We start from the raw sequence: 23,797 nt of genomic DNA, 5'->3' as shown, positions 1-23,797 counted from the left end.
GCGCGCCGGCCGCCGGTTCCGGTACGCGTGGCAGCGGTTTCCCCTTGCGGGCCCCACTAAAACCGGACAAGCGGGATGCTTCACTCCAAGACGAGCAGCTGGTCGTCCACCGCCCGCACGCCCGGCGCCGACCACGCCACCCGTTGCGCCTGGTCCCGTTCCCACCACGAGCGGACCACGCCGCTGAGCACCAGCGTGTCCCCGTCCACCGCGACCGAGATCCCTCCGGCGCCGACCGCGCGGCCGAGCGCCCGCCGCACGTCGTGGAGCATCCGGTCGGTGTCCGTGGGAGCCGGCGGGCGTACGTCGACGAGGTTGGTGATGCCGCGGACGCCCCGCAGCCGGCGCACCTCCCGCTCGGCGGTGCGCCGCTGCCACCCGAACTCCACCTCGCCGCGGAGCATCACCCAGCCGTTGGCCACGGTGACGTCCAGCCGCTCGGCGGGGACGTAGCTGTCCCACTCCAGCGCCCGGCTGACCGCGAGGGCGATCTCGGCGTCGGTCGCCCCGGGGCTGCCCGGCAGCCGTATCTCGATGTCGTCGGCGACGGCGCGCACCCCGCGTACGCGCTGCGCGCACCGTGTGGCGGCCCACCGCCGCGCCGAGCTGTCGACCCACCCGGTCAGGGTCACGACGCCCTCGTCGACGCTCACGCCGATCTCGTTCGGCTGTGCCTCGGGGTCCCAGGCCAGCTCGGCCAGGACGTCCTGCTGGATCCGCTGGTCCTCGCGGGCGGCGGCTGCCGTGCCCATCGCGTCCTCCCCTCGCCGGTTCCGCCAGCCTGTCCCCGGCACGGGTGACGGCGGTTCACCCGGGTCGGGTGAACCGCCGTCCGCGAAGAGGTGGCGGCGGGTGACGGAGCCAACCCCCTTGGCCCCGTCACCCGCCGCCGGAGGGAGGAGGCAGGTTCAGGTGGCGCTCACGACGTCTCGGCGAGCGTGACGGTCGTGGTCGCCTCGGCGCCGTTGCGCTTGTAGTGCACCTCCACCCGGTCGCCGACCTTGCCGGCCTGGACCGCGCCGACCAGGTCGTCCGAGTCGGTGATCACCTTGTCGCCGAAGCGGGTGATGACGTCGCCGCGCTGGAGGCCGGCCTTCTCGGCGGCGCCGCCCTCGGTGACCGACGCGACCAGCGCGCCGCCGCCCTCCGCCACGGTCACGCTGACCCCGAGCGACGGGTGGCTGACCTTCTCGCCGCGCTGGAGCTTGGCCGCGACGTCCTTGGCCTTGTTGCTGGGGATGGCGAAGCCGACGCCGATGTTGCCGGTGCTCTGCCCGGAGGTGGCGATGGCGGTGTTGATGCCGATCACCTCGCCCCGGGTGTTGACCAGCGCACCGCCCGAGTTGCCGGGGTTGATCGGGGCGTCGGTCTGGAGCAGCCCGGAGATGGAGATCGCGCCCTGGCGCATGTCCTGCGGCTGGCTCTCGCCGGCCTGGATGGTGCGGTCCCGGGCGCTGATGATGCCCGCGGTCACCGAACCCTGCAGACCCAGCGGGCTGCCGAGGGCCAGCACCTGGTCACCGACCTGCATGGCGTCGCTGTCGCCGAACGTGGCGGGCTTGAGGCCGCTCACCCCGCGCGCCTGCACCACAGCGAGGTCCGTCTTCGGGTCGGTGCCGACGATCCTGGCGGTCGCGCTCTTGCCGTCGGCGAAGACCACGCGGACGGTGTCGCCGGTGGCCGAGGCGACCACGTGGTTGTTGGTGAGCACGTAGCCGTCGTCGCTGAGGATCACGCCGGAGCCCTCGCCGTTCTGGGTGGCGATGGAGACGACGCTGTCCTGCACGGAGGCGGCGATCCGGGGCAGGTCCGCACTGTTGATCACCGGCGCGGCGCTGTAGGTGCGGGTGACGCCGCCGCCGTCGTCCACGGCGAGGGCGAGCGCCCCGCCGGCGACACCGGAGCCCAGCATGAGCGCGAGGACGGCGACACCGGCGCCCGCGAACTTGGCGATCCGGCCCGGACGCGGTCCGGCCGGGTTGCTCTGGGCCGGGGCCCACGGCGGCACGGGCTGGCCGGCGTGCTGCGGCTGCTGCCCGTACGGATGCGTCCCGGCACCCGGCTGACCCCCGCCGGTCCAGCCGGTGTGCTGGTTCTGGTACCAGTGGCCGCCCGCGTAGGCGCCGTGCGCGTACCCCCCGGGGGCCGGCTGGCCCGGAGCCTGGGGTGCCGGCTGGCTGGGGACCTGCGGGCCGGCGTAGGCCGGAGCGCCCGCGGGCGGCTGGTAGCCCGCGGTCGTGGTGGCCACCGGGACGGTCGGCTCGGCGCTGGGCGTCGCCGCCATCGGCGTGGTGGCGTCGGCCTCGGACACCGTCGGCATCGTCCTGGTGGCGTCGGCGCCGGGGACCGCCGCCATCGGCGTGGTGGCGTCGGCGTCCGGGCCGGGGGCGGGCGCGTCGGTGCGCGCGGGCTCCGTGGTGGCGGAGCCGGCCGGAGTCTGGTCGGTGTGCGGGGCGACCGGCTGGGTGGTCGCCGAGTCGGACTGCGCGCGCTCCCCGCGCGGCAGCTCGGCGGTGGGGTGCGACGGCTCGGCGTCGGCGGGGGCCGGCCGGTGCTGCGGGTCGGACTCGTACTCGGTCATGTCACCACCTTCTCCCGCGCCTCTGCGATCAGCCTGGAACTGGCCTGCGAGTTGGCTGAAAGTCACTCGCCGTCGGTCTCGGCCTCCGGCACCAGCGGCAGCCGCACCCGGAACGTGGCCCCGCCGCCCGGCGTCTCGGCCACCTCGACGGTGCCGTGGTGCGCGCTCACGAGCGCCGCCACGATGGCCAGGCCGAGCCCGGTGCCGGTGTTGCCGCCGGCCCGCCGGGTCCGGGCGGCGTCGGCCCGGTAGAACCGCTCGAAGACCCGCTCCGCCTGCTCCGGGGTGAGGCCGGGGCCGGTGTCGGCCACCTCCACGATGGCCAGGTTGCCCGGCTCGGTACGCAGCCGCAGCGTCACGGAGGCGTCCGGCGGGGTGTGGGTCAGAGCGTTCGTCATGAGGTTGCCGATGATCTGCCGCAGCCGGGCGTCGTCCCCGAGGACCACGAGCGGGCCCGAGCCCGGCTCGATCTCCAGCTCGATGCGGCGGTCGGGTGCGACCGCCCGGGCGGCCTGCACCGCGTCACCGGCGAGCACCGGCAGCTCCACCGGGGCCAGGGAGATCGGCCGTTCCCGGTCGAGTCGGGCGAGCAGCAGCAGGTCCTCCACGAGCAGGCCCATGCGGGCGGCCTCGTCCTCGATGCGGCGCAGCAGGCCGGCCGTCTGCTCCGGCTCGCGGGCCGCCCCCTGCCGGTACAGCTCGGCGAAGCCGCGGATCGTGGTGAGCGGCGTACGCAGCTCGTGCGACGCGTCCGCGACGAACTGCCGCATCCGCTCCTCCGACCGCCGTGCCCGCGCCTCGGACGCCTGGGCGGCGGCGGCCGCGTCCCGGGCGGCGGCCTCGGCCGAGCGGGCGGCGGTCTCGGAGGCGGCGCGGGCCGTGAAGGCGGCCTCGATCTGGGTCAGCATGGCGTTCAGCGCGCGGGACAGCCGACCCAGCTCGGAGGTCGGGCACTCCTGCCCCTCCTCCGGGTCGGGCACGCGCCGGGTCAGGTCGCCGCCGGCGATGGCGGCGGCCGTGCGTTCGATCTCGACGAGGGGTTTCAGGCTGGTGCGGACGATGGCCGCGCCGATCGAGGCGAGCAGGATGAGCACGGCGCCACCGACCAGCAGGTCGATCCAGACCAGCCGCGTCACCGCCCGGTCGACGTCGGTGAGCGGCTGGCCGACGGCCAGCACCTGGTCCGGGTTGCCCCGCACCGCCGCGTAGTACACGCGCCAGCGGATCCGGCGGTCCTGGGAGGTGACCGTGTGCGGCTCGCCCTCCTGTGCGGCGAAGCCCGACACGTCGGTGGGGAAGGTCGGCAACTGCTTCCACTGCAGGGACGTGGGGTCGTAGCTGGGCTGGGTGACCCCGCCGGGCTCGGCCAGCACCACCACGTAGCGGCTGGGCAGCATGGCGGTGACCTGGCGGGTCTTCAGCTGCGGGATGAAATCGCCGAGCGTCTGGCTCGCTCCCCGCAGCTGGGAGTCCACCTGGCCGATCAGGTAGCTGCGGAGGAAGAAGGTGGTCAGCGAGCTGATCACGAGAAGGGCGAGGGCGACCAGCGTGAGGACCGCGGTGACCAGCTTCACCCGCAGCGGTACGCTCCGCAGCCGCCCCTTCGCCTGGTCGACGGCGTTCACGCCGCCGGCTTGCGCAGCACGTACCCGACGCCGCGGAGCGTGTGGATGAGCCGGGGCTGGGTGTTGTCGACCTTGCGCCGCAGGTACGAGATGTACGACTCGACGATGTTGTCGTCACCGCGGAAGTCGTAGTTCCAGACGTGGTCGAGGATCTGCGCCTTGGACAGCACCCGGTTGGCGTTCAGCATCAGGTAGCGCAGCAGCTTGAACTCGGTCGGCGAGAGCTGCACCCGCTGGCCGGCCCGGTAGACCTCGTGGGTCTCCTCGTCGAGTTCGAGGTCGGCGAAGGTCAGCCGGGACGGCGGCTGCTCGCCGTTGGCGGTGCGGCGCAGCACGGCCCGGATCCGGGCGGTCAGCTCCTCCAGGCTGAACGGCTTCGTGACGTAGTCGTCGCCGCCCAGGGTCAGACCGCGGATCTTGTCGTCGGTGGCGTCCCGGGCGGTCAGGAACACCACGGGCGTACGGGTGCCGCCCTCGCGGAGCATCCGGATGACCTCGAAGCCGTCGAGGTCGGGCAGCATCACGTCGAGCACCACCAGATCGGGACGGTGGTCCTTGGCGGCGGTCAGCGCGGCGCTGCCGCTGGTCGCGGTCGCCACGTCGAACCCCGCGAAGCGCAGGCTCGCGGAGAGCAGCTCGAGGATGTTCGGGTCGTCCTCGACGACGAGCAGTCGCGCCTCGGTCTGGGTAGCGGGCATGTGCCCCATCATCCGTGACCCGGCTGCGCCCGCGCTGGACGCTTCCTGCAAAAACCCTGTGAGCAGCGGGGCGGCTCAGCGGAGCAGCCGGCGGAGCCCGTCGAGGGCGCCGTCGAGCAGCCGGATGGCGGTCCGCACCTGGGAGTCGGTGAACCGGCGGGCGCGTACCAGCCGCCCCACCTCGGCGGCGAAGGCGGCCAGCCGCTCGTCGAACTCGGTGAGCACCGCGTCGCCGGTCTCGGGCCGGGGCGGCGGACCGGGCGGGAACGGCGGCGCGGGGGCGTACGACGGCTCCCACCGGCTCCGCCGCTGCCGCGTCTGCCGGGCCGCCTCGCGCAGCTCCCGCTTGAGGTCGCGGACGGAGCCGCGTACCTCGCTGCGGATCTCCCCGGCCAGGGCGGAGAGATCCTCCACCGAGGCCGCGATGTCCGATTCCAGGGCGGCCAGCTCGTCGGCCCGCTGCCGCAGTTCGCCGCGGCCGGCCTCGGTGATCTCGTACGTCTTCCGCCCGCCCGCGGCCGTGTGGCTCACCAGGCCCTCGGCCTCGAGCCGTTGCAGGCGGGGGTAGATGGTGCCGGCGCTCGGCGCGTAGAGGCCGAGGAAGCGGTCCTCGAGGAGCCGGATCAGCTCGTAGCCGTGCTTCGGGCCGTCGTCGAGGAGCTTGAGCAGGTAGAGCCGGAGCCGCCCGTGACTGAACACGGACGTCACGGCAGCTCCTCCTCGTCGTCGTCCACCGGGCGGGCGAGCAGCGCGATGCTGCCCGACGTGGCGGACGCCCAGAGCTTACCGTCGCCGGCTCCGAGCACCCCCTCGCTGTCGGACACCGCGCCGATCGTCGACGTCGTCCGCACCTGGGGGAAGCCGCTGGTGATCCGGCCGGACGTGGTGTGCAGCCGCACGGCCAGGTCGCTGTCCTCGCGGACCCGGACGGTGATGCTGCCGGAGATCGTGTGCAGCCGGATCTCGCTGCGCCGCGGGTTGTCGAGGTCGCAGGTGATCGCCCCGGAGACGGTCTGCGCCCGGATCTGGCCGGCCGCGCTGTCGGCGAGGATCACCTCGCCGGAGACCGTCTCGATCGTGAGTTCCCCGGCCGCCCCCAGGGCCTCCACGGGCCCCGAGACGATCTTGGCGGACGTGACCCCCCGCATTCCCATGAGGGTGATCTGCCCGGAGGTCACGTCGACGCGGGTGTGCCGGCGCAGGCCCGAGACCACCAGGGAACCGTCGACCAGGCGCAGGTCGGCCGCCGAGTCGGCGGGGACGGCCACCGAGACGTCCACGCGGGGCCAGAGGCCGAACGGCCAGAACCACCGCCAGTTCCGCTCCTGCCGTACGCTGAGCCGCCCGTCGTGGTGCTCGACCAGGACCGGGCGGCGGCCGACCCGGGACACGTCGACGCGGGCCGGCCCGTCGGTCGCCACGACGTTCAGCCGGCCGCTGAACAGGCGTACGTCCAGCCGGGTGACCGGCCCGTCCAGGGTCAGCCGCTGCGGGCTGTCGACCGTCCAACCGGTCATCGTGTCCTCCCCTCCGGCGACGCGCCAGCGGCGCGCCCCACGGGAGGACCCTAACGCGATACATCGCGATACGGCAAGACTGTCGCGAGTGCTCAGGCCACCAGGTCGAGCCCCCGGACCCCGCCAGGGCTCCCCGCCGCCTCCGTGACGCCGCCGCGTGGCGACGGCACCGCCGCCAGCGGGCGCGACGGTACGGGGACCAGGTGCACGGCCGACTCCGCGGCCCGGGCGAGCAACCGCCGGTCCGCGTCCACACCGGGGTGCAGCGCGGCGGCCACGGTCACGTGGACGGTCAGGCCCCGCACCGAGACCACCCGGCGTACCGAGCGCACCAGCGTCTCCTCGCCGAGGAACGCGGCCGCCGTGGTCGCGGCCCCGCTGGCCGTGCACCGGTAGCCGATCCGCAGCGGCACGACCGGGGCGCCGGTGTCGACCGCCGCCTGGAACACGGCGGGGCGGAAACCGCGGCGCGGCCGGCAGCCGGCCGCGCCGTCCCCGGCGCACCAGGTCGTACCCTCCGGGAAGACCGCCACCGGGCGGCCGGCCCGCAGCGCGTCGGCGACCCGGCCGACCACCGCCGGAAGCTGCCGCGGCCGGGACCGGTCCACGAAGACGGTGCCCGCGGCGCCGGCCAGCAGCCCGACCAGCGGCCAGGACCGGACCTCCCGCTTGGCCACCAGCCGGGCCGGCGCGACGGCCAGCACCACGAGGACGTCCAGCCAGGACACGTGGTTGGCGACCAGCAGGGCCCGCCGGCGCGGCGGCCGGCCGCGGACCGCCAGCCGCACCCCGAAGGCGCGCAGCGTCCCCCGCGCCCAGGCGCGCACCGCCGCCTGCCCGTCACGCTCGGGCAGGACCGGCAGCAGCACGGCCAACCCGGTGCCGAGCAGCAGCATCCCCGCACCCGCGAGCAGGCGGCCCGCCCGCCGGGCCACCCCGACGGCGGGCACCTCCCCCGGCGCGGGCAGGCACCCCGGCCCGCAGCCCGACGCGGGACGCCAGAGGTCGTCCGCCCCGGCGGTCACCGCTGTTCCCCGAGGAAGTGCCGCAGGTAGCGGGGGTTCATGCGGTCCAGGGACAGCAGCACGTAGAAGTCGGCCACCCCGAAGTCCGGGTCGTACGCCGGCTCGCCGCAGATCCACGCGCCGAGCCGCAGGTAGCCGCGCAGCAGCGGCGGAACCAGCTCGCCCTTGCCGTCCGCCGGCGGGGTCACCCCGGCCGGCGCCTCGGCGAACCAGGGCCGCCGGGGGCGCACCCGCAGCGGCGGCGGCGCCAGGTGACGGGCCTGGGCCCGCGCCCACACCTGGGCCACCGCCCGGCCGCCGTCGCCCACCGGAACCGAGGCGCAGCCGCCCAGCCAGCGGGAACCGCGCAGGTGCAGGTAGCGGGTGATGCCGGCCCACATGAGGGTGATGACGGCGCCGGTGCGGTGGTCGGGGTGGACGCAGGAGCGGCCCGCCTCGACGAGGTCGTCGCGCAGCGGCGCGAGCGCGGCGAGGTCGAACTCCGTGTCGGCGTACCGCCGGTCGGTCCGGCCGGGCGGGAGCAGCCGGTAGGTGCCGACCACCGCTCCCGTGCTCTCCTGCCGGACGATCAGGTGGTCGCAGTGCGGGTCGAACGGGTCCACGTCCCGGCCCTCGGCGTCCGGGCGCAGCGTGGCGCCGAGTTCGGTGGCGAACACCTCGTGGCGGAGGCGTTGCGCGGCCGCGACCTGGGTCGGGTCGTCGGCGATCAGCAGGGTGTAACCGCTGGTCGTCAGGGGTGCCCCAGCGGCGTGCAGAACGGCCATGGGACCTGTGTAGGTCCCCGGGGTTGCCGGCCCGGGTGGCGAGGAGTGTCGATCCGGTGAACGCCGGTCGGCCACCCGTGTGCGGTCGGCGTGCCGGGCGTGCGAGGCTGCCGGGCGGGACCCGGCGGTGGCGCCGGGCCGCGTACCCGGGGAGGTCAGGCGATGCGCATCGGATCCCGCTACAACGGGCCACCCGGCTCGGGCAACGGCGGCTGGAGCGCCGGGCTGTTCGCCGCCGCGGGAGGACCCGGACCGGTCGAGGTGACGCTGCGCCGCCCGCCCCCGCTGGACACGCCCCTCGTCCTCGCCGACGGCGAGGTCCGGAACCCGGCCGGGCTCGTGGTCGCCGAGGTGCGCCCCACCGACGCCGTGGACGCCGTGGTGCCGCCGGTCGACCTGCCCACCGCGACAGCCGCGTCGGCCGCGTACCCCGGGCTGGTCGCGCACCCCTTCCCCGGCTGCTACGTCTGCGGCCCGGACCGGGCCGACGGGCTGCGGATCTTCCCGGGCCGGCTGCCCGACGGCCGGACGGCCGCCCCGTTCCACGTCCCGGAGCAGGTGACCGAGGCGACGGTCTGGGCCGCGCTGGACTGCCCGGGCGGCTGGTCGGTGATCGCCCCCGGCCGGCCGTACGTCCTGGGACGGATCGCCGCGCGGGTGGACGCGCTCCCCCGGCCGGGTGACGACTGCGTGGTGACCGGCGCGACCGTCGACGTCGAGGGGCGCAAGGCCAGTGTGCACACCAGCCTCTACGGTCCGGACGGCACGCTGCTCGCCTGCGCCCGCGCCACCTGGGTCGCGTTGCCGCCCGCCGCGGGGTGACCGCCGGCGGCGTCTCCTAGTCCGCGAGGTGGACGCGACTCCTGCCTGAGGTGGAGGCGCGGGTACGGACCACGCCTGATTGACCTTGTTGCGCTCGCCCGTCACGCTGTGCAACGGCGTACCTCGACGCCACCCGCACGGGAGGAGAACGATGTCTGACGGGCAGCGAAGCCCCACCAGTGACGGTCAGATCGTGGTGTCCGGCCTGACGAAGCAGTACCGCAACGTCCGGGCGGTCAACAACCTGTCCTTCACGATCGAGCCGGGTCGGGTGACCGGCTTCCTCGGCCCGAACGGCGCCGGGAAGACCACCACCCTGCGCATGCTGCTGAACCTGGTCACGCCGACCAGTGGCACGGCGACCATCAGCGGACACCGGTACGCCGACCTGACCGAGCCGCTGCGGCACGTGGGCGCGGTGCTGGAGGCGTCCAGCGCGCACAAGGGCCGCACCGGGATCAACCACCTGCGGGTGATCTGCGCGGCGGCCGGCCTGCCGAAGCGGCGCGCCGACGAGGCGCTGGCCCTCGTCGGGCTGACCCCCGCGGCCAAGCGGAAGTTCAAGGGCTACTCGCTCGGCATGAAGCAGCGGCTCGGCATCGCCGCGGCCATGCTCGGCGACCCGCGGGTCCTCATCCTCGACGAGCCGGCCAACGGGCTGGACCCGGAGGGGATCCGGTGGATGCGCGGGTTCCTCAAGGGCCTGGCCCACGAGGGACGCACGGTGCTGGTCTCCAGCCACCTGCTGTCGGAGATGCAGCTGCTCGCCGACGACGTGGTCATCATCGCGGCGGGCCAGCTCGTCCGGCAGGGGCCGGTCGAGCAGGTCATCGGGTCGATGACGCACGGCGGCGCCCGGGTCCGCGTCCGCACCCCGCACGCCGAGGCCCTCGTCACCGCGCTCAAGGCCCAGAACGCCACCGTGGACGCCGACGGGCAGGGCGCCCTGATCGTCACCGGCGTGGACGCCCCGACGGTCGGCCGGGCCGCCCTCGGCGCGGGCGTCGAACTGCACGAACTGACCACGGAACGGCCCGACCTCGAAGGGGTCTTCCTGGAGCTGACGGCCGGAAAGGCGGGGATCCGATGAACCTGGTCCGAGCCGAGCTTCTCAAGATCCGCACCACCAGCACCTGGTGGTGGCTCGCCGTCGGCGCGTTCGTGTCGATCGCCCTGGCCTTCGCGTTCAACGCGTGGATGGCCAGCACGGTGCTCGGCGGCGACGCCGAGACCCTCGGCGTGAGCGGGGAGCAGGCGACCCCGGCCGCGCAGGCGGCGAACATCTACACCTCGGGTCAGTACCTCGGGCTGATGTTCGTGATGCTCATCGGCATCCTGATGGTCACCAACGAGTTCTTCCACCAGACCGCGACCACGACGTTCCTCGCCACGCCGCGGCGGACGTCGGTGATCCTCGGCAAGCTGGCCGCCGCGAGCCTGCTGGGCTTCCTGTTCTGGCTGGCCACCACGGTGATCGACCTCGTGGCCGGCGCGACGTTCCTGTCCCTCAACGACCACGGCACGCAGCTCGGTGAGTGGCCGGTGCAGCGGGCGCTGCTGTTCAACCTGCTGGCGTACGCGATCTGGACGATCCTCGGGGTGGGCATCGGCACGCTCATCACCAACCAGCTCGGGGCCGTCATCACCGCGGCCGTGCTCTACCTCGTGGGCACCCAGGTGGTCGGCCTGCTGTTCCTGCTCCTGTCGAACCTGCTCGACTCGCAGGCGGTGCTCAAGTGGCAGGTGATCTGGCCCGCCGTCGCGTCCCAGGTGATGATCAGCGAGGGGCAGTCGGAGTTCGTGCCCGCCTGGTGGGTGGGCGCCCTCGTGCTGGTCGGCTACGCCATCGTCAGCGGCGTCGCCGGCGTCCTGATCACCCGACGGCGCGACATCGCCTGACCTGCGCGTCCGGCCAGGTCACGACGGCCCCGCGGCGGTGGTGTCCCACCAGCGCCCGCGGGGCCGTCGGTCATAGCAGGAGTCAATGGGACACGCAGCGCTTACTGAACTTCTGGCATCTTCTGTGAAACGGAACACCCGACGGAGGCGGAAATGCCTGGGGGATCCGTACGGCGTAGCCTTGGGGCGTCCCGCACCGGCTTCTGACACAGGGCCGGGCGGGCCCGCGTGCCACACCAGAACCGGCGTGAAAGAGGCGATTAGCGGCCGTGTCGACCCAGCAGACTTCGCAGGAGAACCCACTGGCGGGTTTCGGCCCGAACGAGTGGATCGTCGAGGAGATGTACCAGCGGTATCTCGCCGACCCCAACAGCGTCGACTCGGCCTGGCACGACTTCTTCGCCGACTACCGTCCGGCGCCGGGCGCGGCCACCCCACGACCGGACGGCAAGCCGGCCCCGGCCGCCGCCCCGGAGCCCGCCGAGCAGCAGGAGGCGGTCGCCACCGTCACGCAGTCCGCCCCCGCCAAGCCGGCGGCCGCTCCCGCCAAGCCGGCGGCCGCTCCCGCGAAGCCGGCCGAGAGCAAGCCGGCCGCGGCGGCTCCGGCCGCTCCCGCCAAGCCGGCGGCGAAGCCCGCCCCCGCGAAGCCGGCCGCCGCCGCGCCGAAGGCCACCGGCCCGCAGACCACGCCGCTGCGCGGCGTCGCCGCGAAGATCGTCCAGAACATGGACGCCTCGCTGAGCGTGCCGACCGCGACCAGCGTGCGCGCCGTCCCGGCCAAGCTGCTCGTCGACAACCGCATCGTCATCAACAACCACCTCGCCCGCGGGCGCGGCGGCAAGGTCAGCTTCACCCACCTCATCGGGTACGCGATGGTCCGGGCGCTGGTCCAGCACCCGGAGATGAACAACTCCTACGCCGAGGTCGACGGCAAGCCGGCCATGGTCCGCCCGGAGCACGTCAACCTGGGCATCGCCATCGACCTGGTCCGCCCCGACGGCAGCCGCAACCTGGTGGTCCCCTCCATCAAGGGCTGCGAGCAGATGGACTTCCGGCAGTTCTGGCAGGCGTACGAGGACGTCGTCCGGCGTGCCCGCCGCAACGAGCTGACCATGGAGGACTACGCGGGCACCACGATCTCCCTGACCAACCCGGGCGGCATCGGCACCGTCCACTCGATGCCGCGGCTCATGCAGGGGCAGAGCGCGATCATCGGCGTCGGCGCCATGGAGTACCCGGCGCCGTACCAGGGCATGTCCGAGGCCACCCTCGCCGAACTGGCGGTCAGCAAGGTCATCACGCTGACCAGCACGTACGACCACCGGGTCATCCAGGGCGCGCAGTCCGGCGAGTTCCTCAAGGCCATGCACGAGCTGATCCTCGGTGAGCACGGCTTCTACGACGAGATCTTCACCTCGCTGCGCATCCCGTACGAGCCGGTGCGCTGGGTGCGCGACGTGGCGGTCAACTCCGAGGGCCAGATCAACAAGACGGCCCGCGTGCACGAGCTGATTCACGCGTACCGGGTGCGCGGCCACCTGATGGCCGACACCGACCCGCTCGAGTTCAAGATTCGCAAGCACCCGGACCTGGACGTCCTCCAGCACGGGCTGACCCTGTGGGACCTCGACCGCGAGTTCCCCGTCAACGGCTTCGCCGGCCGGCAGCGCATGAAGCTGCGCGAGATCCTCGGCGTGCTGCGCGACTCGTACTGCCGCCGCGTCGGCATCGAGTACATGCACATCCAGGACCCGGAGGAGCGGCGCTGGATCCAGGAGCGGATAGAGCGCAAGTACGAGAAGCCCACGCCGGACGAGCAGAAGCACGTGCTCAACCGGCTCAACGCCGCCGAGGCGTTCGAGACCTTCCTCCAGACGAAGTACGTCGGCCAGAAGCGCTTCTCGCTGGAGGGCGGCGAGTCGCTCATCCCGCTGCTCGGCGAGGTGCTGGAGGCGGCCGCCGAGGGGGGCCTCGACGAGGTCGTCATCGGCATGGCGCACCGCGGCCGGCTCAACGTGCTGGCGAACATCGTCGGCAAGCCGTACGAGAAGATCTTCTCGGAGTTCGAGGGGCACCTGGACCCGCGTTCCACGCAGGGCTCGGGCGACGTGAAGTACCACCTGGGGCAGAACGGCAAGTTCACGACCCCGGACGGCGCCCACTCGGTGAAGGTCTCGGTGGTGGCCAACCCGTCCCACCTGGAGGCCGTGGACCCGGTGCTGGAGGGCATCGTCCGGGCCAAGCAGGACCGCATAGACCTCAAGCTGGAGGGCTACACGGTGCTGCCGCTCGCGGTGCACGGCGACGCCGCGTTCGCCGGCCAGGGCGTGGTGGCCGAGACGCTCAACCTGTCCCAGCTGCGCGGCTACCGCACCGGCGGGACCGTGCACGTGGTGGTCAACAACCAGGTCGGCTTCACCACCGCGCCGGAGTACTCGCGGTCGAGCCTCTACAGCACCGACGTCGCGCGGATGATCCAGGCGCCGATCTTCCACGTCAACGGTGACGACCCCGAGGCCGTCGTCCGGGTCGCCCGGCTGGCCTTCGAGTACCGCCAGGCGTTCAACAAGGACGTCGTGATCGACATGGTCTGCTACCGCCGGCGCGGGCACAACGAGGGCGACGACCCGTCGATGACCAACCCGCAGATGTACAAGATCATCGACTCGAAGCGGTCGGTCCGGAAGCTGTACACCGAGGAGCTCATCGGCCGGGGCGACATCACCGTCGAGGACGCGGAGGAGCTGCTGCGCGACTACCAGGCCCAGCTCGAACGGGTCTTCAAGGCCACGCGCGACGCCGCCACCGCGCCCCGGCAGCTCAGCCGGCCGCGCCGCGAGGATGAGCCGGAGCCGCAGGTGGACACCGCCACCGACGCCTCGGTCGTCCGGGCCATCGGTGAGGCGCACGTCAACCTCCCGGAGGGCTTCACCCCGCACAAGCGCATCCAGCAGCTGCTCGAGCGGCGGGCCAAGATGGCGGTCGAGGGCAACATCGACTGGGGCTTCGGCGAGATCATCGCGTTCGGCTCCCTGCTGCACGACGGCGTCACCGTCCGGCTCGCCGGGCAGGACTCGCGCCGCGGCACGTTCGTGCAGCGGCACGCCTCGATCGTCGACGCGCGGACCGGCGCGGACTACATCCCGCTCCAGTCGTTCACCGGCGACGGCGAGCGCTCCCGGTTCTTCGTGCACGACTCGCTGCTCAGCGAGTACGCGGCGATGGGCTTCGAGTACGGCTACTCGGTGGAGAACGTCAACGCGCTGGTCTGCTGGGAGGCCCAGTTCGGCGACTTCGTCAACGGCGCCCAGTCGGTCATCGACGAGTTCGTCTCGTCGGGTGAGGTCAAGTGGGGTCAGCGCTCCGCGGTGACCCTGCTGCTGCCGCACGGCCACGAGGGTCAGGGCCCGGACCACACCTCCGGCCGGCCGGAGCGCTTCCTCCAGCTCTGCGCGGAGGACAACATGCGGGTCGCCATCCCGACCACCCCGGCGAACTACTTCCACCTGCTGCGGCGCCAGGCGCTGTCGCCGAAGCGGAAGCCGCTCGTGGTGTTCACGCCGAAGTCGCTGCTGCGGCACCGGCTCTGCGTGTCGTCCGTCGAGGACTTCACGACGGGCACCTTCCAGCCGGTGCTGCCCGACCTGGCCGCCCCGGCGCCGGAGTCGGTGAAGCGGGTGCTGCTCTGCTCGGGCAAGGTCTACTACGACCTGTACCAGGCCCGTCAGCAGCGGGGCATCACGGACACCGCGATCATCCGGATCGAGCAGCTCTACCCGATGCCGGTCGAGGAGGTCCGGGCCGCGCTGGCGCAGTACCCGAACGCCGAGGACTTCGCCTGGGTGCAGGAGGAGCCGGCCAACCAGGGCGCCTGGTCGTTCGTCGCCCTGAACCTGCTGGAGCACCTGGCCGACGTGCGGCTGCGCCGGATCTCCCGCCCGGCGGCGGCCGCTCCGGCGGTCGGCTCGGCCAAGATGCACGAGGTCGAGCAGAACGCGCTGATCGAGGCGGCACTCCCCCGCCCGTGACCTGAGCACCGTCGTCAGCCGGGGCAGGGCCGTCGTGGACGGCCCTGCCCCGGCCGCGTCGGTGGACACCCCGCCCGGCGCCCGCCGGGCCCGGACCAAGGACGGACCGATGTACTTCACCGACCGCGGCATCGAGGAACTGGTCGAGCGCCGGGGTGACGAACAGGTGAGCGTCGAGTGGCTCGCCGAGCGCCTGCGTGACTTCGTCGACCTGAACCCGGAGTTCGAGACCCCCGTCGAGCGCTTCGCCACCTGGCTCGCCCGCCTCGACGACGAAGACGAGGACTGACCCCCGTCCGCCCACCCGACGAACGGACGTTCGCCGTGCTACCGCCTCTCCCCCCGCACGTCCGGCGATCGGCCGTGGTGGCCGGCGCCGCGTTCGCCCTGCTCCTCGCCGGCTGCGGCGACGAGCCGGCGCCGCCGCGCCCGTCGACCACGGCGGCGGGCGCCACGGCCGCCGCCCCGCCCCCGCCGCCGGTCTTCTACGTCGACCCGGACAACCCGGCCGACGAGGAGGCGGCACGCCTGGCGGCGCAGGGGCGGACCGGCGACGCCGCGGCGCTGCGCGAGATCGCCACCCGCCCGACCGCGAAGTGGCTCACCGGCGAGGAGGACCCGGTACGCGACGAGGTGGACGATTACCTCGAAGAGGCGCAGCTGGCCGGCCAGACGCCGGTGCTGGTGGCGCACAACGTGCCGGAGCGGGACTGCGGGCGGCAGGGCGACGGGGGCGCCAGCGACGTCGTGGCGTACGCGCGATGGATCCGCGATCTGGCGTCCGGCGTGAACGGCCGGCCCGTCATCGTCGTCCTCGAGCCCGGGGCGGTACCGGACGCCGTCTCGGGCTGCCCGCACGACGTGCCCGGGCGGCTCGCGCTGCTCCGGGACGCCGTGGCGGTCCTGAAGAGCACCGGCAGCGCCCAGGTCTACCTCGACGCCGGCCACCCCGCCTGGATCGGCGACGTGAACGCCCTCGCGGCGACGCTGCGTGAGGCCGGGGTCGGCGAGGCCGACGGGTTCGCGCTCAACGTGGCGAACTTCGTCCGGACCGACGAGGTCGTCCGCTACGGGCACCGGATCTCCGACGCCCTCGGCGGGGCCGCCCGGTTCGTGATCGACACCAGCCGCAACGGCAACGGCCCGTACCCGGACGCGACCGCGGACGGCGCACCGAGCTGGTGCAATCCGCCCGGGCGGGCGCTCGGCGAGGAGCCGACCGCCGACCCGGGCCTGGACCGGGTGGACGCGCTGCTGTGGGTCAAGTACCCGGGCGAGTCGGACGGCGCGTGCCGCCCCGGCGAGCCGGAGGGCGGCGAATGGTGGCCCCAGTACGCTCTCGGCCTGGTCCGCAACGCGCGCTGACCGGGCCGGCCGTCGGGGGTGCGGGGCGTCGTCAGCCGTTCCCGCTCGACACCGCCGGTTCCAGTCCGGTGCGCCGCAGCTTCTGCCAGCCCAGCCGGCCGCCGGTCAGCGCAGTGACGACCGACTGGAGCAGCACGAGGTACATGAGCTGCCGGTAGACGAACTGCTGCAACGGGAGGACCCACAGCACGCCCAGCTTCTCGCGGTCCAGCCGGAACGCCACGGCCGCCGTGAGGAACTGCACGCCCAGCATGACCAGCCACGCGATGGCCGTCGCCGTCCGGTCGAGGAAGAACAGGCCGTAGATCGCCAGCAGGTCGATCACCGGCGCCATCAGCGGCAGCAGCACACCGAACAGGCTGAGGAACAGCAGGCAGCGGCGGGTGTACCGGCCCGAGGCGCCCTGGTCGAGCAACGACCGGCGGTGCTTCCACATCGCCTGCATGGTGCCGTAGCTCCACCGGTAGCGCTGCTTCCACAGCTGGCCCATCGTGGCGGGCGCCTCGGTCCACGCGCGGGCCGTCTCCTCGTACACCACCTTCCAGCCGGCCCGCCCGACCGCCATGGTGATGTCGGTGTCCTCGGCCAGGGTGTCGTCGCTGACCCCGCCGGCGTAGCGCAGCGCCTGCCGGCGGAACGCGCCGATGGCGCCGGGCACCGTGGACATGCAGCGCAGCGTCTCGTACAGGCGGCGGTCGAGGTTGAAGCCGATGACGTACTCGATGTGCTGCCACTTGGCGATGAGGCTCGTACGGTTGCCGACCTTGACGTTGCCGGCCACGGCGCCCACCTGCGGGTCGGCGAACGGCTGGACGAGCCGCCGTACGGAGTCGCGCTCGAGGACCGTGTCGCCGTCGACCATCACGATCAGGTCGTGCCGGGCCAGCGCCACGCCGGTGTTCAGGGCGCTGGACTTGCCGCCGTTCGGCTTCCGGACCACCCGGACGTTCGGCAGACCGAGGGCGTCCACGATGTCGGCCGTCCCGTCGGTCGACCCGTCGTCGACGACGATGACCTCGATGCCGCCCGGATGGTCGCCGCCGGCCAGCGACCGGACCGCCGCGGCGATCCCCTCCTTCTCGTTGTAGGCGGGCACGACCACCGACACCGGATCGGTCACCGGCGGTCCCCATGCCCACGTCCGGGAGCGGCGGCGGCGGGCGTGCCGCAGCGCGAGGACGAACAGCATGACCGTACGCCCGATGGTGAGCACGCCCACGACGACGAAGAGGATCCCGAACAGGCCCAGCGTGGCGTCGGCGCCCCGCACGGCCCAGACGAGGATCGTGCCGCGCCAGCGGTCCGCACCCGACGCCGGCGGGTTCGCGACCGCCCGTTGGTCGATCCCGGCCGCCGCGAGTGCGAGGTTCAGCCCCTCCGTCACGGTGGTGAAGCGGTAGCCCCGCTCCTTCATCAGCGGGATGTAGCGGTCCAACGCCGCCACCGTCTGCGCCCGGTCACCGCCCGCGTCGTGCCAGAGGGTGATCGCGCCGGAGTATCCGGGGGGCACGGCGTTGGCGACCACCCGGTCCACGCCGGGTCGTTCCCAGTCCAGGCTGTCGGTGTCGTTGAGCACCGTGAGGTAGCCGAGGTCGCCCGCCTCGGTCACCAGCGGCCAGTCGTGATCGTCGATGGCGTTCGCGAACGACGAGTAGGGGAAGCGGACGAGGGTTGCCTCGACGCCGGCCGCGCTGGCGAGCGCCAGCTGGGTCTGCGCGTACTCCAGCCGGCGGCGCCAGCCGGGCAGGGTGGCCAGGTCGGGGTGCGTGAACGTGTGCACCCCGATCTCGTGCCCGGCGACGACCATGTCCCGGACGAGCCCGGGGTGCCGGGCGACCTGCGACCCCATGACGAAGAACGTGGCCGGGACGTCGTACTTCGCGAGCACCCGCAGGATCTCCGGTGTCCAGGTGGGATCGGGACCGTCGTCGAAGGTGAGCGCGAGGGTCCGGGCCGGGAGCCGGTAGGAGCGGACGTCGCCGTCGGCGGCCGTGAGGATGGGACCGCCGTCCACCACGTCGGCGGGAACCCGGGTCTGGCCGTGGTCGGTGTGCTGGCGGTCGGGCACGAAGGCGGCGTTCGCGTACGCGCCCACGAAGAGGACGCCGGCCAGGACGACGAGCAGCATCCCCAGCACGGTCCAGCTCGGTGGTGGCACGACCCGCCGGGCGCGGCCGTGCCGGGCGACCCGGGGCGGCCGGGCGGGCTCGGTGGGCCGGGTGGAGAGCCGCTCAGCCATGGTCGAGCTGGAGGGCCGCCGCCGCGTCGGACACCGTGGGCGGCGCCGGGCGGCCGGTGTCCGGCGGCTCGGCGGGACGGCCGGGCCGTCCGTCCGCGGGGGTGGGGGTCGGCGGGGTGGCGCGAGCGCGGGTGGGGCTCGGCGTGGTGCGGGCGCGGGTGGCGCTCGGGGTCACGGCAGGCGCCGGGGAGGTCCGCGCGTGGCTCTGGGTCGGCGTGGGCCGCTGGTCGGCGGGGCCGGTCGGACCGGCGGTCGGCGCCACCGCGGGCATCGGCGGGGGCTGCCAGGGCTGCTTCGTCGACTCGACGAACGGCAGCACCGATCCGGGGCTCACCGACGCCCCCGCGAAGCTCGCGCCGACGAGCCCCGTGTAGGCGAGCCCGACCAGCCCGAAGGCGTACGCGACCCGCCGCAGGCGCATCCGCCGCCGGCCGGTCGGGTCGACGAAGACCGGTGGCAGCCGCGGAACGGCGGCCATCACCATGGTGGGGCTTTCCACGACCGGTGGGATGAGGACGGTCGGGCTGTCGGTCACGGCCGGGATGACGATGGTCGGGCTGTCGGTCACGGCCGGCGCGACGGTCGGAGTCCCGGCGGCGCGCCGGACGGCGGCCGGAGCTTCGGTTGGCGACTGCACGACCGTCGTACTCTCGGCCGGGGCCTCGCTCGGACGCTGGGTCGGCACGGCCTGCGCGGCGGTCGGGCGGTCGGTCACGGGAAGCGAGTCTAGCGAGACGACCTCGCATCTCTTCGGGCCTCCCACCCCGGGATATGGATGCCGGCCGAGGTGGTTCGCCCAGGGCGGCGGGCCGTCCGACCCGGCCGGCCGTCGGCGCCGCTAGCGAGCGTCAGGACGGGCCGTCGACGCGGCGCAGGTACGCCTCCACGGCGGCCGTGGTCCGGGCCACGTCGCCGGTCGCCAGCAGGTCGAGCAGCGCGCCGCGGAGGACCGCCAGGCCGAGGACGGCGTCGGTCGCGGCGCGGTCGCCGCCGGTGCGGGCGGCCAGCAGGTCGAGCCAGTCCGCCACGGTCTGCCGGGCGAAACCCGCCCACGGGCCGTCCGGCTCGCTGAGCGAGCGGGCGTACGCCTGGAGCCAGAGGACCAGCATCGGCCGGTGCGCCGGGGCCGCGAGCCATTCCCAGGTGGTGCGCAGGGCAGCGCCGACGTCGCCCGCCTCGCCCGCGTTCCGGGCCCGGTCGAGCGCGGCCGTCTCGTCGGCGCGGGCCCGGGCGAGCAGGGCGCGGATCAGTCCGTCCTTGGAGCCGAAGAGGAAGAGCAGGACCCGGGGGCTGGATCCGACGGCCGCGGCGAGGGGGCGCAGGGACAGCTCGGAGAGCCCGTGTTCCAGCGCGTACCGGTAGGCCCGCTCGAGGAGTTCCTCTCGGCGGGCGCTGGGGGGTCGCTCGTCAGGAGTCACAGCGCTACTCTGCCACTGAAACGACTGTTTCAGTAGTGGAGGTGCCCCATGGGTGAGCCGCTCATCCGTCCGCTCGACCGCCCCGGCGACCTGGGCTGGGTGGTGATGGCGCACGGCGAGATGTACGCCGCCGAGTTCGGCTGGGACACGAGCTTCGAGGCGCTCGTGGCCCGCATCGTCGCCGACTACGCGGCCGGTCACGATCCCGACCGGGAGGCCGCGTGGATCGCCGAACTCGACGGCCGGCGGGTCGGTTGCGTGTTCTGCGTCGCCGCCGACGAGCAGACGGCCCAGCTCCGGATCCTGCTGGTCGACCCGGCCGCGCGGGGCCGCCACCTCGGCGGTCGGCTGGTCGACGAGTGCCTGACCTTCGCCCGGCGCGCCGGGTACGCCCGGATGCGGCTGTGGACCAACCACCCACTGGTCGCCGCGCGCCGGATCTACCTCTCCCGGGGGTTCCGGCTCGTCGCCGAGGAGCCGCACCGCAGCTTCGGCGCCGACCTGACCGGGCAGGTGTACGAGCGGGACCTGGCCCCGGTCGGCACCGGCCCCGGGCACGAGGACCCCGACGCGGGGCAGCGCGATCTTGTAGCGTGAGGTTCGTGGCGCGGAGCGTGTACCTCACCAGCGTGGGATCGGGCGGAGGGAAATCGACAGTCGCGCTCGGCCTGGCCGAACTGCTCTCCCGCCAGGTGGGGCGGATCGGCGTGTTCCGGCCGCTCGTCCCCGGCAACGGCCCGGACCCGATCCTCGCCCTGCTGAGCGAGCGCTACCGGGTCGACCTGCCGGTGGCCGAGCTGGCCGGCGCCACGTACGCCGAGGCCACCACGCTCGTCGCCGACGGCCGGCGCGAGGAGCTGATCTCCCGCATCGTCGAGCGGTACCGGGCGGTCGAGCGTCACTGCCCGACGGTCGTCGTGGTGGGCAGCGACTTCGACGACACCGGCGACCCGGCGCGGCCCCGCGAACTCGCGTTCAACGCCCGCCTGGCCACCGAGTTCGGCAGCGTCGTGGTGCCCGTCGTGGACGGCTTCGAGCAGGAGCCGGCGGCCGTCGCGGCGGCCGCCCGCGGCGCGTACCACGATCTCGCGGACCTGGGCGCCACCGTGCTCGCCGTCGTCGCCAACCGGGTGCCCGCCCCCATGACGATGCCGGAGCTGCCCGTGCCGGCGTACGCCATCCCCGAGGTGCCGACCGTGTCGGCGCCGACGGTGGCCGAGGTGGCCGCGGCGCTGGACGCGACCGTGCTGGCCGGCGACGACGCCGCGCTCAGCCGGGACGTGCTCGACTACGTGGTCGGCGCCGCGCACGTGCCGACCCTGCTCGAGCACCTGACGACGGGGGCCCTGATGATCACCCCCGGTGACCGGGCCGACCTGCTGGTCGCGGCGAGCGCCTCCCACGTCGCCGGGCAGGTCTCCCTCGCCGGGCTCGTCCTCACCCTCGGGGAGCGCCCCGACCCGCGGGCCATGCGGCTCGTCGAGCAGCTCAACACCGGCCTCGCCGTGCTCTCGGTACCCACGGACAGCTTTGACACGGTCGCCGCGTCCAGCCGGATCGAGGGCCGCCTGAGCGCCGGCAACCCGCGCAAGGTAGAGGCCGCGCTCGGCGCGTTCGAGTCACACGTGGACACCGTGGACCTGGCCCGGCGGCTGCGGGTGAGCCGGTCCGCGCGGGTCACCCCGCTGATGTTCGAGAACGAGCTGATCGACCGCGCCCGCGGGCAGCGCCGCCACGTGGTGCTGCCCGAGGGGACCGAGGAGCGGATCCTGCGCGCGGCGGAGATCCTGCTGCGCCGGGGCGCCGCCGACCTCACCCTGCTGGGCCGGCCCGACGAGGTGGCCCGGCGGGCCCGAGAGCTGGGCGTCGACGTCGGCGACGCGCACGTCGTGGACCCGGTCACCGACGAGCGGCGCGACGCGTTCGCCGCCGAGTACGCCCGACTGCGCGCCCACCGGGGCGTCACCGAGGAACTGGCCCACGACGTCGTGGCGCAGCCCAACTACTTCGGCACGCTCATGGTGCGGGCCGGGTACGCCGACGGCATGGTCTCCGGCGCCACCCACACGACGGCCGCCACGATCCGCCCCGCCTTCGAGATCATCCGGACGGTGCCGGGTGTCTCCGTGGCGTCGAGCGTCTTCTTCATGCTGCTCGCCGACCGGGTGCTCGTCTACGGCGACTGCGCGGTCAACCGCGACCCGGACGCCACCCAGCTCGCCGACATCGCCATCTCGTCGGCGGGCACCGCGGCCCGGTTCGGCATCGAACCCCGGGTGGCGATGCTCTCCTACTCGACCGGCAGTTCGGGCGCCGGTGAGGACGTCGAGAAGGTCGCGGCGGCCACCGAACTGGTACGCCGGCGCCGGCCGGAACTGCTCGTGGAGGGCCCGATCCAGTACGACGCGGCGATCGACCCGGCGGTGGCCGCCACGAAGCTGCCGGGCAGCCCCGTCGCCGGCCGGGCGACGGTCTTCATCTTCCCGGACCTGAACACCGGCAACAACACGTACAAGGCGGTGCAGCGTTCCGCCGGGGCCGTCGCGGTCGGTCCCGTCATGCAGGGGCTGCGCCGGCCGGTCAACGACCTGTCGCGCGGCGCCACGGTGCCCGACATCGTCAACACGGTGGCGATCACCGCGATCCAGGCGGCCGCGACGGCCGAGGAGGTCTCATGAGCCGGGTGCTGGTGCTCAACTGCGGGTCGTCGTCGGTGAAGTACCGGCTCTACGACGGCGAGGAGGTGCGGGACAAGGGCACGGTCGAGCGGATCGGCGAGCCGGGCGGCGGGCCGGCCGACCACGAGAGCGCCGTCCGGGGCATCCTCGCCGGGCTGGACCTGACCGGGTTGGCCGCCGTGGGGCACCGGGTGGTGCACGGCGGCAAGAAGTTCGAGCGCCCCGTCCTCATCGACGACGCAGTGCTGGCCGCGATCCGCGACCTGGTCCCGCTGGCGCCGCTGCACAACCCGCCGAACCTCGCGGGCATCGCCGTGGCCCGGGAGGCCCTGCCGGACGTGCCGCAGGTCGCGGTCTTCGACACGGCGTTCCACCACACGCTGCCGCCGTCCGCCTCGACGTACGCGATCGCCCGCGACACGGCCGACCGGTACGGCATCCGGCGGTACGGTTTCCACGGCACGTCCCACGCGTACGTGTCACGCCGCACGGCGGACCTGCTCGGCCGCCCGTACGACGCGCTGAACATCATCACCCTGCACCTCGGCAACGGGGCCAGCGCGTGCGCGGTCTCCGGCGGCCGCAGCGTGGCCACCTCGATGGGCATGTCGCCGCTGGAGGGCCTGGTCATGGGCACCCGCAGCGGGGACCTCGACCCGACGGTCATCTTCCACCTGCGCCGCGAGGGCGGGCTCTCGGTGGACGAGATCGACGACCTGCTCAACCACCGCAGCGGGCTGCTGGGGCTCACCGGCGCCAACGACATGCGCGAGGTGCTCGCCCGGCGGGCCGACGGTGATCCCGCGGCCACCCTCGCCTTCGACGTCTACTGCCGGCGCATCACCGGCTACGTCGGGGCGTACTACGCCCTGCTGGGCCGGGTCGACGCGATCACGTTCACGGCGGGCGTCGGCGAGCACGCCGCGCCCGTGCGCGAGGCCGCCCTGGCCGGCCTCGACCGCCTCGGCATCACGGTCGACCCGGCGCGCAACGCCGGCGACGGCGACCGCCTCATCTCACCCGACGGGGCCGAGGTGGCGGTCTGCGTCGTGGCCACCGACGAGGAGCGCGAGATCGCCCGCGCGGCCCGCCAGGTGGTCGCCGAGGGCGCCTGACCCGTCGCGGGGCGTGCGCCACG

Annotated in this window: 20 protein-coding genes; 9 read left to right on the top strand and 11 right to left on the bottom strand. The window is 73.9% G+C overall.

Going from position 1 to position 23,797, the window contains the following annotated elements; genetic code table 11:
• Positions 1-80 precede the first annotated feature (80 nt).
• The 8 genes from D7I43_RS14870 to D7I43_RS14835 all read right to left on the bottom strand — a co-directional run bounded on the left by D7I43_RS14870 (position 81) and on the right by D7I43_RS14835 (position 8,210).
• Positions 81-752: a BON domain-containing protein gene (locus tag D7I43_RS14870; protein ID WP_120329075.1), complete on the bottom strand. Its 672-nt coding sequence runs from the start codon at positions 750-752 to the stop codon at positions 81-83.
• Positions 753-919: 167 nt separating this feature from the next.
• Positions 920-2,581, bottom strand: a complete 1,662-nt coding sequence (locus tag D7I43_RS14865) for a S1C family serine protease (RefSeq protein ID WP_120329074.1) — start codon at positions 2,579-2,581, stop codon at positions 920-922.
• A gap of 62 nt (positions 2,582-2,643) precedes the next feature.
• Complete coding sequence (locus D7I43_RS14860; RefSeq protein ID WP_120329073.1) at positions 2,644-4,206, bottom strand: sensor histidine kinase; 1,563 nt, start codon at positions 4,204-4,206, stop codon at positions 2,644-2,646.
• A complete protein-coding gene (locus D7I43_RS14855) occupies positions 4,203-4,904 on the bottom strand; it encodes a response regulator transcription factor (protein WP_120329072.1) in 702 nt (233 codons plus the stop codon). The genes D7I43_RS14860 and D7I43_RS14855 overlap by 4 nt, the downstream gene beginning before the upstream one ends.
• A 75-nt stretch (positions 4,905-4,979) precedes the next feature.
• On the bottom strand, positions 4,980-5,612 hold the full coding sequence (locus tag D7I43_RS14850; RefSeq protein WP_120329071.1) for a PadR family transcriptional regulator: 633 nt from the start codon (positions 5,610-5,612) through the stop codon (positions 4,980-4,982).
• Complete coding sequence (locus D7I43_RS14845; protein ID WP_120329070.1) at positions 5,609-6,421, bottom strand: DUF4097 family beta strand repeat-containing protein; 813 nt, start codon at positions 6,419-6,421, stop codon at positions 5,609-5,611. Before D7I43_RS14845 ends, D7I43_RS14850 begins: the two co-directional genes overlap by 4 nt.
• A 92-nt stretch (positions 6,422-6,513) precedes the next feature.
• The gene (locus D7I43_RS14840; RefSeq protein WP_120329069.1) at positions 6,514-7,446 is read right to left on the bottom strand and encodes a lysophospholipid acyltransferase family protein; all 933 of its coding nucleotides are present in this window, start codon (positions 7,444-7,446) and stop codon (positions 6,514-6,516) included.
• A complete protein-coding gene (locus D7I43_RS14835) occupies positions 7,443-8,210 on the bottom strand; it encodes a GNAT family N-acetyltransferase (RefSeq protein ID WP_120329068.1) in 768 nt (255 codons plus the stop codon). The genes D7I43_RS14840 and D7I43_RS14835 overlap by 4 nt, the downstream gene beginning before the upstream one ends.
• A gap of 162 nt (positions 8,211-8,372) precedes the next feature.
• On the opposite strand from D7I43_RS14835, the gene D7I43_RS14830 reads away from it, so the two are divergent.
• The 6 genes from D7I43_RS14830 to D7I43_RS14805 all read left to right on the top strand — a co-directional run bounded on the left by D7I43_RS14830 (position 8,373) and on the right by D7I43_RS14805 (position 16,324).
• Positions 8,373-9,032: a hotdog family protein gene (locus D7I43_RS14830; RefSeq protein ID WP_120329067.1), complete on the top strand. Its 660-nt coding sequence runs from the start codon at positions 8,373-8,375 to the stop codon at positions 9,030-9,032.
• A gap of 151 nt (positions 9,033-9,183) precedes the next feature.
• Entirely contained in the window at positions 9,184-10,122 is a 939-nt protein-coding gene (locus D7I43_RS14825; protein ID WP_120329066.1) for an ABC transporter ATP-binding protein, read from the top strand.
• Complete coding sequence (locus D7I43_RS14820) at positions 10,119-10,931, top strand: ABC transporter permease (RefSeq protein ID WP_120329065.1); 813 nt, start codon at positions 10,119-10,121, stop codon at positions 10,929-10,931. The genes D7I43_RS14825 and D7I43_RS14820 overlap by 4 nt, the downstream gene beginning before the upstream one ends.
• Before the next feature lie 269 nt (positions 10,932-11,200).
• On the top strand, positions 11,201-14,959 hold the full coding sequence (locus D7I43_RS14815; RefSeq protein ID WP_120329064.1) for a multifunctional oxoglutarate decarboxylase/oxoglutarate dehydrogenase thiamine pyrophosphate-binding subunit/dihydrolipoyllysine-residue succinyltransferase subunit: 3,759 nt from the start codon (positions 11,201-11,203) through the stop codon (positions 14,957-14,959).
• 109 nt (positions 14,960-15,068) lie between these two features.
• Positions 15,069-15,248 carry a DUF6104 family protein gene (locus tag D7I43_RS14810; protein ID WP_120329137.1) on the top strand — a complete coding sequence of 60 codons (180 nt, stop codon included), beginning with the start codon at positions 15,069-15,071 and terminating at the stop codon, positions 15,246-15,248.
• Positions 15,249-15,283: 35 nt separating this feature from the next.
• Positions 15,284-16,324, top strand: a complete 1,041-nt coding sequence (locus D7I43_RS14805) for a glycoside hydrolase family 6 protein (protein WP_240032963.1) — start codon at positions 15,284-15,286, stop codon at positions 16,322-16,324.
• A gap of 31 nt (positions 16,325-16,355) precedes the next feature.
• Here D7I43_RS14805 and D7I43_RS14800 read toward each other — a convergent pair whose 3' ends face one another.
• The 3 genes from D7I43_RS14800 to D7I43_RS14795 form a co-directional block, all read right to left on the bottom strand.
• Positions 16,356-18,563 (bottom strand): bifunctional polysaccharide deacetylase/glycosyltransferase family 2 protein, encoded by a 2,208-nt coding sequence (locus D7I43_RS14800; protein WP_120329062.1) that lies wholly within the window; start codon positions 18,561-18,563, stop codon positions 16,356-16,358.
• Positions 18,556-19,278, bottom strand: coding sequence for a hypothetical protein (locus tag D7I43_RS32745; protein ID WP_158610099.1), 723 nt, complete (start codon positions 19,276-19,278; stop codon positions 18,556-18,558). Before D7I43_RS32745 ends, D7I43_RS14800 begins: the two co-directional genes overlap by 8 nt.
• A 133-nt stretch (positions 19,279-19,411) precedes the next feature.
• Positions 19,412-19,981 (bottom strand): TetR/AcrR family transcriptional regulator, encoded by a 570-nt coding sequence (locus tag D7I43_RS14795; RefSeq protein ID WP_120329061.1) that lies wholly within the window; start codon positions 19,979-19,981, stop codon positions 19,412-19,414.
• 48 nt (positions 19,982-20,029) lie between these two features.
• Here D7I43_RS14795 and D7I43_RS14790 point away from each other — a divergent pair, with 48 nt between their 5' ends.
• Genes D7I43_RS14790 through D7I43_RS14780 form a run of 3 tightly spaced genes read left to right on the top strand, consistent with a single transcriptional unit; the run spans position 20,030 to position 23,774 of the window.
• Entirely contained in the window at positions 20,030-20,578 is a 549-nt protein-coding gene (locus D7I43_RS14790; protein WP_120329060.1) for a GNAT family N-acetyltransferase, read from the top strand.
• Entirely contained in the window at positions 20,575-22,659 is a 2,085-nt protein-coding gene (pta, locus tag D7I43_RS14785) for a phosphate acetyltransferase (protein ID WP_120329059.1), read from the top strand. The genes D7I43_RS14790 and pta overlap by 4 nt, the downstream gene beginning before the upstream one ends.
• Positions 22,656-23,774: an acetate/propionate family kinase gene (locus tag D7I43_RS14780; RefSeq protein ID WP_120329058.1), complete on the top strand. Its 1,119-nt coding sequence runs from the start codon at positions 22,656-22,658 to the stop codon at positions 23,772-23,774. Before pta ends, D7I43_RS14780 begins: the two co-directional genes overlap by 4 nt.
• The last annotated feature ends 23 nt before the right edge of the window (positions 23,775-23,797 follow it).

Source organism: Micromonospora globbae (assembly GCF_003610785.1).
Lineage (GTDB): Bacteria > Actinomycetota > Actinomycetes > Mycobacteriales > Micromonosporaceae > Micromonospora > Micromonospora globbae.
This window is presented reverse-complemented; position numbering and strand designations above follow the sequence as displayed.

What these genes read in the sequence shown, in the direction of transcription:
- D7I43_RS14870 (WP_120329075.1), bottom strand. Translation starts at nt 752, where the DNA reads ATGGGCACGGCAGCCGCCGCCCGCGAGGACCAGCGGATCCAGCAGGAC.
- D7I43_RS14865 (WP_120329074.1), bottom strand. Translation starts at nt 2,581, where the DNA reads ATGACCGAGTACGAGTCCGACCCGCAGCACCGGCCGGCCCCCGCCGAC.
- D7I43_RS14855 (WP_120329072.1), bottom strand. Translation starts at nt 4,904, where the DNA reads ATGCCCGCTACCCAGACCGAGGCGCGACTGCTCGTCGTCGAGGACGAC.
- D7I43_RS14845 (WP_120329070.1), bottom strand. Translation starts at nt 6,421, where the DNA reads ATGACCGGTTGGACGGTCGACAGCCCGCAGCGGCTGACCCTGGACGGG.
- D7I43_RS14835 (WP_120329068.1), bottom strand. Translation starts at nt 8,210, where the DNA reads ATGGCCGTTCTGCACGCCGCTGGGGCACCCCTGACGACCAGCGGTTAC.
- D7I43_RS14830 (WP_120329067.1), top strand. Translation starts at nt 8,373, where the DNA reads ATGCGCATCGGATCCCGCTACAACGGGCCACCCGGCTCGGGCAACGGC.
- D7I43_RS14825 (WP_120329066.1), top strand. Translation starts at nt 9,184, where the DNA reads ATGTCTGACGGGCAGCGAAGCCCCACCAGTGACGGTCAGATCGTGGTG.
- D7I43_RS14820 (WP_120329065.1), top strand. Translation starts at nt 10,119, where the DNA reads ATGAACCTGGTCCGAGCCGAGCTTCTCAAGATCCGCACCACCAGCACC.
- D7I43_RS14810 (WP_120329137.1), top strand. Translation starts at nt 15,069, where the DNA reads ATGTACTTCACCGACCGCGGCATCGAGGAACTGGTCGAGCGCCGGGGT.
- D7I43_RS14800 (WP_120329062.1), bottom strand. Translation starts at nt 18,563, where the DNA reads ATGGCTGAGCGGCTCTCCACCCGGCCCACCGAGCCCGCCCGGCCGCCC.
- D7I43_RS14790 (WP_120329060.1), top strand. Translation starts at nt 20,030, where the DNA reads ATGGGTGAGCCGCTCATCCGTCCGCTCGACCGCCCCGGCGACCTGGGC.
- D7I43_RS14780 (WP_120329058.1), top strand. Translation starts at nt 22,656, where the DNA reads ATGAGCCGGGTGCTGGTGCTCAACTGCGGGTCGTCGTCGGTGAAGTAC.